Below are 15,641 nucleotides of genomic sequence, written 5' to 3' on the forward strand. Positions count from 1 at the left end.
TTAAAAACACCTGTGTGTGGAGGACTATGATGATTGCATATGATTTAATCGGCAATACACCTATGGTATTATTAAAATCTTTTAGTAATGAGGATGTTCAAATTTATACTAAATTAGAACAATTCAATCCTGGCGGTAGTATTAAAGATAGACTTGGGAAGTATTTAATTGAAAAAGCTTTAGAGAACAACTTAATACAAAAAGGTGGAACTGTAGTAGAGGCATCAGCAGGCAATACGGGTATTGGCGTAGCTATTGCAGCCAACCATCATAATATAAATGCAGTTATTTTTGCACCTGAAGGTTTTGCAGAAGAAAAAATAGCTATTATTAAAGCCTTAGGTGCTGAAGTTAGAAGAACTGAGCAAGCACTAGGCATGCAAGGTGCTCAAGAAGCAGCAAAGCAATTTGAATCGCAAACAGGCGCACTTTATTTAAATCAATTTGAATCTGCTAACAACCCGAAAGCATATTTAGAAACGTTGGGCAAAGAAATTACAGAAGCATTGCCAGAAATAGATTATTTTGTGGCTGGTATAGGTTCAGGAGGTACATTTACAGGTGTTGCAGAACACTTAACTTCATTAAATGTAGAGAATGTCATAGTTGAGCCGGAAGGTTCTATATTAAGTGGAGGAGCTCAACATCCCCATGATATTGAAGGTATCGGTTCTGAAAAGTGGCCTCAGTTTTTACCTGAATCCTTAGTTTCTGATATTGTTAAGGTATCTGATAAAGATGCTTTTGAAAATGTAGCATTATTGGCAAAACGAGAAGGCTTACTTGTAGGAAGTTCCTCTGGCGCAGTCTTACAAGGTGCATTAGAAGTAAAAAAACACATCAATAGTGGCGTTATTGTAACGATTTTTCCTGATGGTAGTGATCGATACATGTCACAAAAAATCTTTAATTATGAGGAGAATCATTAATGAATAAAAAAACACAATTAATTCACGGCGGATCTACTACAGACCCATATACAGGTGCAGTAACTACACCAATTTATCAAACAAGTACATTTATGCAAGATGACATCGGTGATATGAGACAGGGATATGAATATTCTCGTTCAGCTAATCCAACACGTAGTTCATTAGAAGGCTTAATTGCTAATTTAGAACATGGTCAATATGGTTATGCATTTGGTTCAGGTATGGCAGCAATATCAGCAGTGATTATGTTATTAGATGAAGGCGATCATTTATTGATAAATTCTGACGTTTATGGTGGCACTTATAGAGCGCTAACAAAAGTGTTTTCACGTTTTGGAATAAAAGCAGATTTCATAGATACAACGCATATAGATGAAGTGGAACAATATATTAAACCAGAAACAAAAATGTTATATATTGAGACACCTTCAAATCCATTATTACGAGTAACAGATATTAAAAAATCAGCTGAAATTGCACAAAAACATAATTTGATATCAGTTGTTGATAATACATTTATGACGCCATATTTCCAAAACCCATTAACATTGGGTATTGATATCGTATTGCATTCAGCTACAAAATACATTGGTGGTCATAGTGATGTCGTTTCAGGCCTAGTTGCTACAAATGATGAGAACCTAGCTGAGCGTATTGGATTTATTCAAAATTCAACAGGCGGCGTGTTGGGACCACAAGATAGTTATTTATTAATTCGTGGTATTAAAACATTAGGGCTAAGAATGGAACAAGTACAACGTAATGCACTTTCAATTATTGAAATGTTGCAACAACATCAAAATGTTAAACAAGTATTCCATCCAAGCATCGCTGAACATTTAAATCATGATATCCACGAAGCACAATCAGAAGGACATACTGGTGTTGTTGCTTTTGAAGTTGAGGATATAGAAAGTGCCAAAGCAATTATCCGTGAATCGCAATATTTCACATTAGCTGAAAGTTTAGGCGCAGTAGAAAGTTTAATTTCTGTACCAGCATTAATGACACATGCTTCTATTCCTAAAGACATTCGTGCCAAAGAAGGTATTGCAGATGGGCTAATTCGTCTCTCAGTTGGCATTGAAGACACTGAAGATTTAGTGGAAGATTTAAAAAAAGCGTTAGATCACCTAAAATAATTAATTATAAAAAAGAACCTCCAATCATTTGGAGGTTCTTTTTTATAAGAAACTGTTCTGTTGTGATATCTATGTAGTACTTTTTGTAGCCTTTGTATGTCATATTGGATAATGGCTTATTAGGACTTAAGTTCAGTTTTAAGATAAGGCTTCTATGTATCACAGAGTTATTTTCTAGGAATACCAATCACATGACCTAATTGTTTTGGAATGTCGAAGGGTTGTTGGCTATCAAAATATGTTTTGATCTTATCATAAACAGGTTCAGGGAAATTCATGCTACGTCTTGTATGGTGACTTACGCCCATCATAATGACTTCATAAGTAGCCGTACGTTCGTCTTGCTCATTATACATCGTTAAAAACAAATGCACTCTCTTGGCATCATAGTCATGTATATGAAACTTGATATAAAATTGATCATCTAGTAATAATTCATTTAAAAAAGAAATATGTGCTTCAATGCTAAATATCGTGATCTCTTGATCGGGACGATATGAAATTGATAAATCTACAGATTCAAAGAAACCAACAACTGCATCACTGAAAATTGAATAATATTGTGCGTCATGCATATGATTATTACGGTCAATCCAAGATGGTTGTACGGTATTTCTATATATGTATTCATCTACCATGAGACCACTCCTATAATTATTTTTTAATATTGGACTACATAATTGTATCAGTTTTATAGTGAAAAGTTTAAAAATTTGTTTTCTCTATAATGATATTATTATTAGTTGAAAAGTGCGTATTATATAATGTAAATACCATCAAGGATAAGTATTTTCAGCGGTTTGAAAATTAAAGCTAAGTGAGTTACTATGAATATGTAATCGTTTACATTATTGTGAAAGGCAATACGGATTTTCTATGTATAGACGTGTATAAAGGGGTTTGGAATGTAATGCGTTCTATTTCACAATGATGATTTTACGTTTTAAACAAAAAATATTACTACGTACAAAGGGGATTACTATGAAGAAAGTATTTTTAATAGGTAGTGCCTTAATTGGTATAATTGTGGGTGCTGGATTTGCTTCAGGACAAGAAATCCTACAATATTTTACTAGTTTCGGTAAGTTGGGTATATTTGCAGCAATTGTTTCAACAATGTTATTTTCATATATTGGTATGGTACTTGTATGGCTAGGTAGTAAGTTTAAAGCTCAGAGTCATAATGATGTAATACATAAATTAACTGGCGGTACATTGTTTGGTAAAGTGCTTGCATGGGTGATAGATATTGTACTCATCATCGCTTTATTTGGATTTGGTGTCGTAATGCTTGCTGGTGGTGGTTCGAACTTTGAACAACAGTTTGGTATACCAGCAGTACTTGGAACATTATTAATGGTTCTCTTAGTATTTTTATTCGGTATGTTACGTGTAGATAATGTTGTTAAAGTTATCGGTAATATTACACCGTTATTGATTATAGCGATTCTCGTTGTTGCGGTTTATTGCTTGTTTACTATGTCAGGTACGTTTACTGAACTCACTGACATAGCTAAAGAACATACGTCAGCGGTGCCGAATTGGTTTATTTCAGGCGTTAATTACGTTTCATTAAATATCAGTTTAGGAGCAACTATGGCAATTGTTATGGGTGGTAGTGAGAAGAATCCTAAGGTAGCTGCATGGGGTGGCTTCTTCGGAGGATTTGTTTTAGGCATAATGATTATGATAAGTCATTTTGCGATACTTTCTAAAATTGAAACGGTAGGGGATTTACCAATGCCGATGTTAGGGCTTGTAAATGATATATCTCCAATTTTAGGTGTTCTTATGTCTATCATTATCTATTTAATGATATTTAATACGTGTTTAGGTATGTTCTATTCACTTGCTACACGTTTTACTACTCCTGAAACAATACAGTTTAAAATATTTTATATCGTAGCTATTTTAATTGGCTTTGCAGTAAGTTTTGCAGGATTTACAGACTTAATGTCATTCTTTTATCCATTCATTGGATATTTAGGATTAGTATTAATTGTGGTATTAATTTATGCACCATTTAAAGTTAAACGATTAGAGAAAAAAGGAGATTTACCATAGTATAATAGAAATAAAATCAATATGATTATTTATATAGGCTTTGTTTTACAAATTTGAATATTAAGATAGAATGAATAGGCATAGAACTAAGAAAAACAGATTGTATTGTGAGAGGAGTACTATTATGGTATTTGTTGCATTAATATTATTTATTTTATCTTTAGTCTTACTTATTTATTCTATCGCATTATTAATGGGCAAGGATGGTTCGTTATTTAGTTTGTTTACGGATGGAGAAAAAACTTTAACTAAAGGACAAAAGTTATTAATCTATATCGTTACGATTGTTTTATTAGTGATAAGTTTAGTTTGGTTACTTAATCTAATTTAAAAGTTGTGTCTTTAGTTTGAAAAATAATTTATATGTTTAAAAGGACTAATCCATTTAATACGGATTAGTCCTTTTATTTTGAGAATGGCATTTATGTCCAACCTCGAGAATAACTAATATTTTCTTAAAAAATCAACGTCAAGATCGAAGATTTCTTTAACAACATAAGTTTGTAATGTTGTTAAAATCTTTTCGATTACTTGTGTTTTGTTAGATAAAATACGAATGCTAAAACCATGTGTTGGTAACTGTGTAATACCAAAACGACAATCATATACTTGTTGCAAGTGTTTAATTTGATCGAATACGTTATCTATAAATTTTTGGTTAACATCTGGGTGGATAAAATAGCAAGAACCCAAGTGGCTATAATGCTCCATGTAACCAATATCATCGACTTTATTTTTAGTTGGATCAAGTAACATATTATCAAATACAACGAGATCATCGTCTACATAAATTTCATTTAATAAATGCATATATGTGTAGCTAAAGGCTTTACCTTCTTTAGAATATCCTGGTGTTAAAATATCTGTATAAAATAAAGATGCTGTTGAACTCAAGTTAAATGTATTATGTTGGTAGAATTTGGCATTTTCAAAAGCGATAATTGGATCGCCTACATATTCCGCATAAGCGTTATCTTTAATATTGAAATTTTGATATTGTTCCACATGATCATTCAACGTTTTATAAATCTTTGTTGCACCTTGGGAAGTTAATATCACTTTTGCATCAGTGTCTACATTAAAGTTCATGTTATAGCGATCGCCATCTAAATAACCGCCACCTACATTCACAATATAAAATGTAGGAATATCAGAGGCGTTTAAGTAGACTGGACGCATTACTTTTAATGCTCTTTCAAAAAAGATATCACGCGCAACAGATTTTTTTCCGTTATTAAAAACAGTTAGATCTAATTGGCCAGTCCATTGTGGATTTGACTCAGACATTAAGCTAATCCTTTAAGAAATACATCTTGTTCAATCCACTCAAGTACATTGTCTAAGCCTTCATCGGTTTTAAGATTTGTAAAAGTGAATGGGCGGTTACCACGGAATGCTTTTGTATCTTCTGCCATGCGTTCTAATGATGCATTAACATAAGGCGCTAAATCAGTCTTATTGATTACAAAGTAGTCAGATTTAATCATACCTTGTCCACCTTTACGTGGAATTTTTTCGCCTTGTGCAACATCAATAATATAAATTGAAAAATCAACGAGTTCCGGGCTGAAAGTTGCCGCTAAGTTATCGCCACCAGATTCAATGAAAATAAGTTCTATATCTTCATTGCGTTCTTTTAGTTCATCAATTGCTGCAAAGTTCATTGACGCATCTTCACGAATTGCTGTGTGTGGGCATCCACCCGTTTCAACACCGATAATTCTATCTTCAGGTAATACACCTGAGTTAACTAATATTTTTTCATCTTCTTTTGTATATATATCATTAGTGATAACACCAATGCTCAAGTCTTTTGCTAAACGTTTAACAATTTTCTCGATAAGCTGGGTTTTCCCTGCACCCACAGGGCCACCGATACCTATTTTAACTGTCTCTGTCATAAAAATTGTCCTCCTAAGATATAAAAATTCTTACATTGACGTTCTCGTGTTCCATTTGATTGATTTCTAATCCTGGTGCAGTAATACCTAGTTGGGATTCATCCAATGTCATGATATAGTCTCTTGTCTCTTTCATAAGTGGAATCATATGATGTACAATACGTTGACCAGCAGTTTGTCCCAAAGGAATTGCGCGTAGCGCATTTTGAGTTAAACTGGACACGTTTTGATATAAATAATAATCAATAATTGTTTCGATATCGACTCCTAAATGATGTCCGAGCATCGTAAAACAAATGGCAGGATGCAACTTGGCTTTTTTCTCTTTTAGTTGCGCATTGTACCAGTCAATCCAGTCACTATCATAAAGTTCAGAAGCGAGTTTGACCATGCGGTTACCCATTTGTTTTGAACCTTGGCGTGTTTCTTTAGGTAAGTTTTGTACGAAAAGAATTTTATCTAATCGCAATATAGATTCTGAATCATTTTGATTAAGCGCATCGTAGACTAGTCGCATTGCTAAGCCATCTGCGTATGTCAATTGTTCGTTTAAGAATAACGCGAGCCATTGTTGAAAGCTTGCTTCGTCATGTACTGTGTCACGTTGAATATAAGTTTCAAGACCAAAGGAATGACTAAATGCACCTGTCGGGAATTGAGAATCACAAAATTGAAACAGACGTAGGTGTGCATGATCAGTCATGTGAATGACCTATATGTCTAAATGCTTTATTTACTTTACGATCTTCATGCTCGTATGGAATCCCTAAATCTTTTAATAATGATTCTACCAAGTAGTCGTATTGTACAAGCATTTCAGTTTCTGTAAATTGTGCTGGCAAATGTCTGTTTCCAAGTTGATGCGCGATATCTCCCATTTCTTGAAGTGTACGTGGTTTAATAACGAGTAAATCTTCAGAATTCACATCTACGATAATCATATTGGTATCGTCTTTATATAAAATGTCGCCATATTGTAAATCAATAGGTTGTTTTAAACGAATCCCTATTTCATTACCATGGTCTGTCGTTACACGTTGAATACGTTTAACTAAATCAGAGTTTTCCAAGTATACTTTTTCTGTATGTTTACCTTTTTCACTATCAGCAATGTTAGCGATATTTCCTACAATTTCTTCGATGATCATTTTTTACCTCCTAGAATAAGAAATAGCGTTGAGTTAACGGTAATTCAGTAGCTGGTTCACTTGTGATTTTTTCACCGTCTACGAATACTTCATATGTTTGTGGATCAACATCTATTTTTGGTGTTGCATTGTTGTTTTTCATATCTACTTTACTTAACTTACGGATATTACGAACAGGTCTTACTTTACGTTTTAAGCCGAGTACTTTATCAATATCATTTTCGTATGCTGTTGAAGAAACAAAAGTCATTGAAGTACTTTGCATATTGCCGCCTAATTGTCCGTACATTTTACGGTATTTCAAGGGTTCAGAAGTAGGGATAGAACCGTTAGCATCACCATTAATGGCTGTATTAATGAGTCCACCTTTAAGGATAACGTCTGGTTTTACGCCAAAGAAAGCAGGTTCCCACATGATAATATCGGCGAGTTTGCCTTCTTCAATAGAGCCAACATAATCTGAAATACCATGTGTAATGGCAGGGTTAATCGTATATTTAGCGATATAACGTTTGATACGGTTATTGTCATTATGTTTACTGTCACCTTCTAATGCACCACGTTGTTCTTTCATACGGTGTGCAACTTGCCAAGTACGTGTAATAACTTCACCGACACGTCCCATAGCTTGAGAATCAGAACTTACCATACTAAATACGCCAATATCATGTAATACATCCTCTGCTGCAATTGTTTCTTTACGAATACGTGAATCAGCAAATGCGATGTCTTCAGGGATTGCAGCGTTTAAGTGGTGGGTAATCATAACCATATCTAAATGTTCGTCTACAGTATTTACTGTGTATGGAAGTGTTGGATTTGTAGAAGAAGGTAAAATGTTTGGATAGGCAGCAGATTTAATTAAATCTGGCGCGTGGCCACCACCAGCACCTTCTGTATGATACATGTGTAATACGCGGTTTTTAACTGCGGCCATTGTTTCTTCCATGAAGCCAGCTTCATTTAATGTATCGGCGTGTAGTGCGATTTGAACATCATAGTCATCTGCGACTTGCAAAGCGTGGTCTAATGCTGAAGGTGTCGCACCCCAGTCTTCATGTACTTTTAAGCCAATCGCACCAGCATGTACTTGTTCTACTAAGGCAGTGTGATTGACTGCTTGACCTTTACCAGTGAACCCAATATTTAATGGCAATGATTCTGCCGCTTCTAACATGCGGTGTAGATGCCATGGTCCTGGAGTAACTGTAGTTGCTTTTGCACCTTCAGATGCACCAGTGCCGCCACCAATATGCGTAGTTATACCACTTTCAAGCGCAACTTGTGACTGTTCAGGGTTAATAAAGTGAACGTGTGTATCAATACCACCTGCAGTTACGATTTTACCTTCTGCAGAAATAATATCAGTCGTAGCACCAATAATAATATCTACATTATCCATAATATCAGGATTACCTGCTTTTCCGACTGCCATAATATAGCCATTTTTAATACCAATATCAGCTTTAATAATTTTATCGTAGTCGATAATCATTGCATTTGTCATAACTAAATCTGCAACCTGTTTATCATCACGTGTTACATTAGGATTTTGAGCCATGCCGTCTCTGATAGATTTACCACCACCAAATGTCGCCTCATCGCCATACGTAGCGTAATCTTTTTCTACTCTTGCAAATAAATTTGTATCTCCAAGTCTTACAGAGTCACCAACAGTTGGCCCATAAAGACTTGTATATTGTGATTGCGTCATTTTAAAACTCATGCTTTATACCCACTTTCTTTATTAGCATTTTCGTTTTCTTGATTTTCTTGTTCAACGATTTCTGTAGCTGAAGTGTCTGCTTCATCTCTATAGACACGAGACTCATCAATTGCTCCATTTACAGCACCGTGAAAACCATAAATTTTTCGTTTGCCAGAAAATTCAACGAGTTGAACTTCTTTCTCATCACCCGGTTCAAAACGAACGGCTGCACCAGCAGGAATATCGAGTCGTTTACCATAGGCTTTTTCATGGTCAAAGTCTAGCGCTGGATTCGCCTCAAAAAAGTGATAATGTGAGCCGACTTGTATTGGTCGATCTCCAGTATTTTTCACATTAAGTATTGTGGATTTATGACCTTTATTTACTTCTATTTCTGTACGTTTAACTATAATTTCACCAGGTTTCATAATATAAATCCTCCTTTATACGATTGGGTGATGTACGGTAATCAATTTAGTTCCGTCAGGGAAAGTCGCTTCAATTTCCATTTCTGTTAGCATATCGGCAATACCTTCCATTACATCATCTTCACTTAATATTTGTTTCCCATAACTCATCAGTTCTGCTACAGATTTTCCATCTCTAGCACCTTCAAGTAGTTCAAAACTAATTATAGCTACTGCCTCTGGATAATTTAATTTTAAACCGCGTTGTTGACGTCTGCGTGCTAAATCTGCTGCTACAACTAGCATCAACTTATCTTGTTCACGTTGTGTAAAATGCACGAGCTTCACTACCTTTCAATTATTTATATCGTGTCCGTTAATTATGTCCGCTATATAATGATATTCCGAATAGTATTTAACTACAAGAATAACCCCTTGTGAGCGTGAAAAATAAAAAAAAAGAATTTTATTACAGGCGATATGTATCTCTTTAAATTTAGTGGATATTAATATATTATTATTTAAGTCAAAGTATATAGAAATCAGGTGACGTTGTGGACGCTATTCGGATAATATTGAAGAATATTGCGCAAGTATTATTATTGAACAATTCGTGGACAGGATTGTTTGTTTTAGTAGGTATTTTTGTAGGTAATTGGAAAGTGGGGCTAATGGCTTTGAGTGCAAGTGTCATTTCCCTATTGCTTGCAAAACGCACGAATTATTCAGAAGAGGAAATCAACACGGGATTGGCCGGGTTCAATCCTGTACTTACTGCCATTGCATTAACATTATTCTTAGTACCAGAATGGTATAGTGTGGTTATTGTATTAGTTGCAATTATTATAACAATGCCTATTGGTTCGGCATTTAGAGAGTTTTTTAAACCATTTGGTGTGCCAATGTTAACAATGCCATATGTATTTGTAAGTTGGATTGTATTACTCATGTCATTCCAATTTAAATTTGTGAACGCAGATGTTAATATTTTGCCGAATACAGTTCAGGAAATTAAATTTTCTGGTCATAGTATCGACTTTATAAGTGCATTTTTGACGGGTTTCAGTGAAATATTTTTACTTAAAAATATGATTGCAGGTATATTAATTCTTATTGGTATTTTTATTGCTTCCAGAAAAGCTGGTACATTTGCAATTATTGCAAATATTATAGGTTTTGCAGCAGTCACGGTACTTGGTGGTAATCACGACCAAATTAATGATGGTCTGTTTGGCTATAATGTCATACTTACAGTGTTAGCTTTAGGTGTCGCATTTAGTACTATAATTCCGCGTTATATAAGTATTGTGTTAGGCATTCTGCTAACTGTCATATTACATGCAGGCATGACTACATTATTAACACCATTTGGTTTGCCGGTATTTACATTGCCATTTATTATTGCTACGTGGATTATGCTATTTGCGGGTAATCAAATGAAAGAACAACAAATAGAGTGATATAACATGAAAACTTAAATTAATCTGGTTGAAAGTGTAGTTAACTCTATTGTTATAAGTTTTAAAATATAAATTTCTAATTGATTTTAAGAATGGTTTTTTAGAAAGAAGGAAAATAAATGAAAAGATTAGTGGTATTGTTTGCAACCGCAGCAATTACTTTAGCAGGATGTAGTGGATCTGGAAGTCAATCTAAAGGAAACACTTTGGACATTGAGTTACCTTTAAAAACAACTTCAATCGCCCCTTATGAAACAGATGTACCAGTGAAAATTGGCGCAGCAGAATCTTTGTTTAAAGCCTCCGCTGAAGGAAAAGTTCAAAAATTATTAGTTGAATCATATAATCAAAAGTCACCAACTCAACTCGATCTAAAAATAAAAGATGATATTAAATTCCAAAATGGTAAAAAAGTGACTGGTAAAGCAGTGAAATCTAGTTTGGAAGAAAGTATTGAGAAAAGTGACTTGGTAAAAGGATCTCTTCCTATTAAGGACATTCAAGTAGACGGACAAAATGTTACGATTATGACAAAAGAAGCATATCCTGAATTAGTTTCAGAGCTTGCCAGTCCATTTTCAGCAATCTATGATACGGAAGCAAAGGGCGATGTAAATAAAACCCCTGTTGGAACTGGACCATATCAAATTAAAGATTATAAGCAATCTCAAAAAATTAAATTAGATCAGAATAAAGACTACTGGCAAGGTAAACCGAAACTAGATCATATTAATGTTACTTATCAAGAAGATGGTAACGCACGTACGAGTGATTTAGACTCTGGGAAAGCAGATGTCATTACAGATGTACCTGTGGAAAAAGTAAAAACACTAAAAGAGAGTGATGAAACAAAAGTATCAAGTGTCTCAGGATTTAGAACAGGCTTACTCTTATATAACCATACAAGCGATAAGATGACGCAACCTGTACGCGAAGCACTCGATAAAGTAATAGATCGTGAAAGTATTGCGAAAAATGTGTCTAAAGGTCATGCTGAACCTGCGACTGGACCTTTCAATACAAAATTAGATTTTATAGAGAATCGACAAGTGCAGAAACAAGATATAGATAAAGCGAAGCAAATAATGGAAGAAGAAGGCTATACAAAAGAACATCCATTACAATTAACAGTTTCAACATATAATGGACGTCCAGAACTTCCGAAAATTGCACAAGTCATCCAATCAGATGCTAAAAAAGCCAATATTGATATTAAATTACGTAATGTGGATGATATCCAAGGTTACCTAAAAGATAAAAGTCAGTGGGATGCATCACTTTATAGCTTTGGTACGATTCCAAGAGGAGACACTGGTTATTTCTTCAACCAAGCGTATAAACCACAAGGTGCGATTAACGCAGGTGATTATGATAATGACAAAGTGACTGCTTTAATAAATCAATTTAATAAAACAGTAGATACAAAAGAACGTCATCGTTTAACGAATGAAATTATTGATATAACTAGCAATGACTTAGCAAATAGCTATATTTCATATAATGATAATATCGTCGGTATGAGTAAAGATGTAGAAAACTTAAAAGCAACTCCTGAAGGCGTCTATCTCATCGATTATAAAGTGGATAAAAAACAATGATATTAAAAAATATACTTTCTAGAATTGGACAAATGATCATTGTATTGTTTGTCCTTTCTACTATCACTTTTATATTAATGAAACTTACGCCGGGAGACCCAGTCGACAAAATTTTACATTTAGATGTAGCTAACGTTTCAAGTGAACAAATTGAAGCTACCAAACAAAAATTAGGTTTAGACCAACCCGTAGTCATCCAATACATTCAATGGTTAGGACAAATTGTGAAGTTGAATTTTGGTACGAGTTATCAAACAGGCGAGCCTGTAATCAATGAATTAATTTATTATACGCCACCTACAGCATTCATTGCTATTTTGACTATCATTATCGTTTTTATTGTAGCAGTGCCATTAGGTATTATTGCAGCGAAATACTATCATACTTGGATTGATACATTGATCCGCACAGTGACATCTTTTACTGTTAGTATACCTTCATTCTTTTTAGGAACTTTATTGATTTATGTATTCGCACAAAAACTCAACTTACTTCCATCATCTGGATTAGATTCGTTAGCAGGCTACGTATTACCTGTGATAGCACTGAGCATAGGTATGAGTGCCTATTATGTCAGATTAATGCGTTCTAATTTAGTAGAACTGTACCAATCTAAAGAAGTAGAAGCGGCTCGACTCAGAGGGATGTCTGAACGTTATATTTTATGGAAAGACTTGTTTAAGCCTGCTATTATACCGGTCGTTACAGTCTTGGGTATGTCTATAGGCAGTCTTATTGGCGGCACAGTCGTTATTGAAAACTTATTTAGTATACCAGGTATTGGTCATTTCCTAGTCGATAGTATTAGAGCAAGGGATTATCCTGTTGTGCAAGGTGCAGTTCTTATGATCGGTTTCCTTGTCGTTCTTGCTAACACAATCAGTGACTTATTGTTATTATGGCTAGATCCAAAACGTCGATACAATAAAAATCGTAAAAAGACTAAAGTAGCGCGTCAGGATGGTGAGATGTAATGAAACATATTAATAAACACAATCTCATTTTCTATGGTTTTTCTTTCTATCTCATCGTCATTATAATAGCACAATTTTTTGTTTCAACTAATAGTGCGTTAGAAGTGCATTTAGGTAATGCTTTGGAAACGCCAAGTCTGACTCATTGGTTAGGGACAGATGATTATGGTAGAGATTTATTATCACGAGTTATCGTTGGGGCAAGGTATACTTTAATCATTAGTTTGATTACATTATTCGTTACGGTAATTATTGGTGTTCCACTTGGTCTTTTAGCCGGTTACAAAAAGGGAATCGTCGATACAGTGATTATGCGTTTAATTGACATTGGACTAAGCATTCCAGAATTTGTATTGATGATTGCATTTGCCAGCTTTTTTAAACCGAGTATTTGGAATTTAGTCATCGCCATTACAATAATTAAATGGATGACATATACAAGACTTACACGTTCTGTAATAAGCAGTGAAATGATGAAACCCTATATACAAATGGCTAAGTTATTTAATGTGCCAACGCGTACAATTATTTGGAAACATTTTTTACCACAAGTTACGCCATCTATTATTGTGCTGATGACTGTTGATTTTGGTAAAATCATTCTTTATATTTCATCACTATCCTTTTTAGGGCTAGGCGCACAACCACCTTCACCTGAATGGGGAGCAATGCTTAATGCTGGACGTGACTATATTAGCTCATATCCATTACTGTTAATTGTTCCAGCAACTTTAATTACACTAACAATTTTATTATTTAATTTAGCTGGTGATGCCTTACGAGATAAATTATTAAAAGGGAAGCGTGATTTGGATGACTAATATACTCGAGATATCCAATCTATCAATCAAAGATAATTCAGGTACTAAGCTCATTCATAATATCAACTTAGGACTTAAGCAAAGTAAAGTGAATGTCCTAGTTGGTGAAAGTGGTTCGGGTAAAAGTTTAACTGCCAAAGCACTCGTTCAACGTGTACCACGTACATTAGATATAGAATTTGATGGATTACGTTACAAAAACCAAAGTGTCAGAGATATGCATACTTTATTAGGCAAAGATATCGGTTTTATTTCTCAAGACTATACACACAGCTTTAATGATCATACAAAACTGGGTAAACAACTTATGGCTGTTTACAGAATGCACTATAAAGTTAAGAAAGCAGTGGCAAAGCAGTTTGTCATCAAAGCATTACAATGGGTAGATTTAGTACCTGACCAAGTCATGGACCGCTACTGCTTTAGCTTGTCTGGAGGACAACTTGCTAGGGTACAAATTGCGAGTGTTCTGATGTTAAATCCAGAAGTCATTATCGCTGATGAACCAACCTCATCATTAGATGCGATAACGGGTTATAATGTAATGAACTTAATTAAACATTTAGCGGAAGTGCATCAAGTAACTTTATTAATTATCACACATAATTTATCACACGTTTTAGATTTTAGTGACTGGATTCATGTGATACGTCACGGAGAAATGATAGATTCTAATCATGTTCAAGCTTTTAAAAATCACAATGTAAAACCCTATAGCCTGGAGTTATTTAATTCCCGTAGTCAGCTAAGAAGGGAGAATGCTTATGATTGAATTAACAGGAATAAATTTTAAATATGATCAAGATCCTATTTTAACTAATATTAACCTGACTATAAAAGCGGATGAAATTATTGGTATCGTAGGTGAAAGTGGTTCCGGAAAAACAACTTTAGCGCATCTTATGCTAGGTTTACTTCAACCGACCGAAGGACAAATCATCACACATGGATTAACATTATTACCTATATTTCAGCATGCATATGATAGTTTTAATCCGAAATTTAATATGGGGAAATCCTTAGCAGAACCTATACAGTATTATAAAGGTACGGTTATGAGTGATGTACATCGAAGAATGAAAGTAATGATGACATATATGGACCTAGATACTAAGTTGTTGGATAGGTTACCTGATGAATTAAGTGGTGGCCAATTACAGCGATTTAATACAATCCGTACACTTATGTTGGAACCAGATATGCTTCTATGTGACGAAATCACAGCCAGCTTAGATGTTATTGCAGAACAAAAAATGATAGAAGTGCTGAAAGATTATCATCACAGAACACAAAAAGGCATGTTGATGATTTCTCATGATATTGCCTTTTTAAATCATTTGGTTGAAAGAGTTATTGTAATGAAAAATGGCATCATTGTAGACGATTTTAATGTAGAGAATTTATTTAGTAATCAACGACATGAATATACAAAACAGTTACTTTCTATATATTAAGAAAGTGGCTGTTTATTTATATAACATCTACA

General features: G+C 34.4%; 18 protein-coding genes. 10 read left to right on the plus strand and 8 right to left on the minus strand.

Features of this window, described 5'->3' with window-relative positions; translation table 11 throughout:
* Positions 1 to 29: 29 nt before the first annotated feature.
* Both PYW44_RS01675 and PYW44_RS01680 read left to right on the plus strand, forming a co-directional pair.
* Positions 30 to 929, plus strand: coding sequence for a PLP-dependent cysteine synthase family protein (locus PYW44_RS01675; protein WP_107510319.1), 900 nt, complete (start codon positions 30 to 32; stop codon positions 927 to 929).
* Positions 929 to 2,074: a bifunctional cystathionine gamma-lyase/homocysteine desulfhydrase gene (locus PYW44_RS01680; protein ID WP_107510318.1), complete on the plus strand. Its 1,146-nt coding sequence runs from the start codon at positions 929 to 931 to the stop codon at positions 2,072 to 2,074. Before PYW44_RS01675 ends, PYW44_RS01680 begins: the two co-directional genes overlap by 1 nt.
* Before the next feature lie 167 nt (positions 2,075 to 2,241).
* Here the strand turns inward: PYW44_RS01680 and PYW44_RS01685 are convergent, their stop codons facing one another.
* Positions 2,242 to 2,712: a thioesterase family protein gene (locus PYW44_RS01685; RefSeq protein ID WP_107510317.1), complete on the minus strand. Its 471-nt coding sequence runs from the start codon at positions 2,710 to 2,712 to the stop codon at positions 2,242 to 2,244.
* 343 nt (positions 2,713 to 3,055) lie between these two features.
* On the opposite strand from PYW44_RS01685, the gene PYW44_RS01690 reads away from it, so the two are divergent.
* Together PYW44_RS01690 and PYW44_RS01695 are read left to right on the plus strand one after the other, a co-directional pair.
* On the plus strand, positions 3,056 to 4,138 hold the full coding sequence (locus PYW44_RS01690) for a YkvI family membrane protein (protein ID WP_031266092.1): 1,083 nt from the start codon (positions 3,056 to 3,058) through the stop codon (positions 4,136 to 4,138).
* A gap of 124 nt (positions 4,139 to 4,262) precedes the next feature.
* Entirely contained in the window at positions 4,263 to 4,469 is a 207-nt protein-coding gene (locus PYW44_RS01695) for a hypothetical protein (RefSeq protein ID WP_002511563.1), read from the plus strand.
* A gap of 113 nt (positions 4,470 to 4,582) precedes the next feature.
* Here the strand turns inward: PYW44_RS01695 and PYW44_RS01700 are convergent, their stop codons facing one another.
* Genes PYW44_RS01700 through PYW44_RS01730 form a run of 7 tightly spaced genes read right to left on the minus strand, consistent with a single transcriptional unit; the run spans position 4,583 to position 9,641 of the window.
* On the minus strand, positions 4,583 to 5,425 hold the full coding sequence (locus PYW44_RS01700) for an urease accessory protein UreD (protein WP_107510316.1): 843 nt from the start codon (positions 5,423 to 5,425) through the stop codon (positions 4,583 to 4,585).
* Entirely contained in the window at positions 5,425 to 6,039 is a 615-nt protein-coding gene (ureG, locus tag PYW44_RS01705) for an urease accessory protein UreG (protein ID WP_002506587.1), read from the minus strand. Before ureG ends, PYW44_RS01700 begins: the two co-directional genes overlap by 1 nt.
* A gap of 13 nt (positions 6,040 to 6,052) precedes the next feature.
* Entirely contained in the window at positions 6,053 to 6,742 is a 690-nt protein-coding gene (locus PYW44_RS01710) for an urease accessory protein UreF (RefSeq protein ID WP_115075941.1), read from the minus strand.
* Positions 6,735 to 7,187 (minus strand): urease accessory protein UreE, encoded by a 453-nt coding sequence (gene ureE, locus PYW44_RS01715; RefSeq protein ID WP_065338831.1) that lies wholly within the window; start codon positions 7,185 to 7,187, stop codon positions 6,735 to 6,737. The genes PYW44_RS01710 and ureE overlap by 8 nt, the downstream gene beginning before the upstream one ends.
* 10 nt (positions 7,188 to 7,197) lie before the next feature.
* Positions 7,198 to 8,913, minus strand: a complete 1,716-nt coding sequence (ureC, locus tag PYW44_RS01720; protein WP_107510315.1) for an urease subunit alpha — start codon at positions 8,911 to 8,913, stop codon at positions 7,198 to 7,200.
* On the minus strand, positions 8,910 to 9,323 hold the full coding sequence (locus PYW44_RS01725; RefSeq protein ID WP_021339770.1) for an urease subunit beta: 414 nt from the start codon (positions 9,321 to 9,323) through the stop codon (positions 8,910 to 8,912). The genes ureC and PYW44_RS01725 overlap by 4 nt, the downstream gene beginning before the upstream one ends.
* Positions 9,324 to 9,338: 15 nt before the next feature.
* A complete protein-coding gene (locus tag PYW44_RS01730) occupies positions 9,339 to 9,641 on the minus strand; it encodes an urease subunit gamma (protein WP_021339769.1) in 303 nt (100 codons plus the stop codon).
* Positions 9,642 to 9,856: 215 nt separating this feature from the next.
* Between PYW44_RS01730 and yut the strand changes: the two genes are divergently transcribed.
* From yut to PYW44_RS01760, 6 genes are all read left to right on the plus strand, one after another.
* Positions 9,857 to 10,762 (plus strand): urea transporter, encoded by a 906-nt coding sequence (gene yut / locus PYW44_RS01735; RefSeq protein WP_107510314.1) that lies wholly within the window; start codon positions 9,857 to 9,859, stop codon positions 10,760 to 10,762.
* A 119-nt stretch (positions 10,763 to 10,881) separates the two neighbouring features.
* Positions 10,882 to 12,360, plus strand: coding sequence for a nickel ABC transporter substrate-binding protein (gene nikA / locus PYW44_RS01740; RefSeq protein WP_107510313.1), 1,479 nt, complete (start codon positions 10,882 to 10,884; stop codon positions 12,358 to 12,360).
* Positions 12,357 to 13,334 carry a nickel ABC transporter permease gene (gene nikB / locus PYW44_RS01745; protein ID WP_071665040.1) on the plus strand — a complete coding sequence of 326 codons (978 nt, stop codon included), beginning with the start codon at positions 12,357 to 12,359 and terminating at the stop codon, positions 13,332 to 13,334. Before nikA ends, nikB begins: the two co-directional genes overlap by 4 nt.
* Complete coding sequence (gene nikC / locus PYW44_RS01750) at positions 13,334 to 14,155, plus strand: nickel transporter permease (RefSeq protein WP_071665041.1); 822 nt, start codon at positions 13,334 to 13,336, stop codon at positions 14,153 to 14,155. Before nikB ends, nikC begins: the two co-directional genes overlap by 1 nt.
* On the plus strand, positions 14,148 to 14,927 hold the full coding sequence (locus PYW44_RS01755) for an ATP-binding cassette domain-containing protein (RefSeq protein ID WP_071665042.1): 780 nt from the start codon (positions 14,148 to 14,150) through the stop codon (positions 14,925 to 14,927). Before nikC ends, PYW44_RS01755 begins: the two co-directional genes overlap by 8 nt.
* The gene (locus PYW44_RS01760; RefSeq protein ID WP_046465996.1) at positions 14,920 to 15,609 is read left to right on the plus strand and encodes an ABC transporter ATP-binding protein; all 690 of its coding nucleotides are present in this window, start codon (positions 14,920 to 14,922) and stop codon (positions 15,607 to 15,609) included. Before PYW44_RS01755 ends, PYW44_RS01760 begins: the two co-directional genes overlap by 8 nt.
* The last annotated feature ends 32 nt before the right edge of the window (positions 15,610 to 15,641 follow it).

The sequence above is a fragment of the Staphylococcus equorum genome, from assembly GCF_029024965.1.
Taxonomy (GTDB): domain Bacteria; phylum Bacillota; class Bacilli; order Staphylococcales; family Staphylococcaceae; genus Staphylococcus; species Staphylococcus equorum.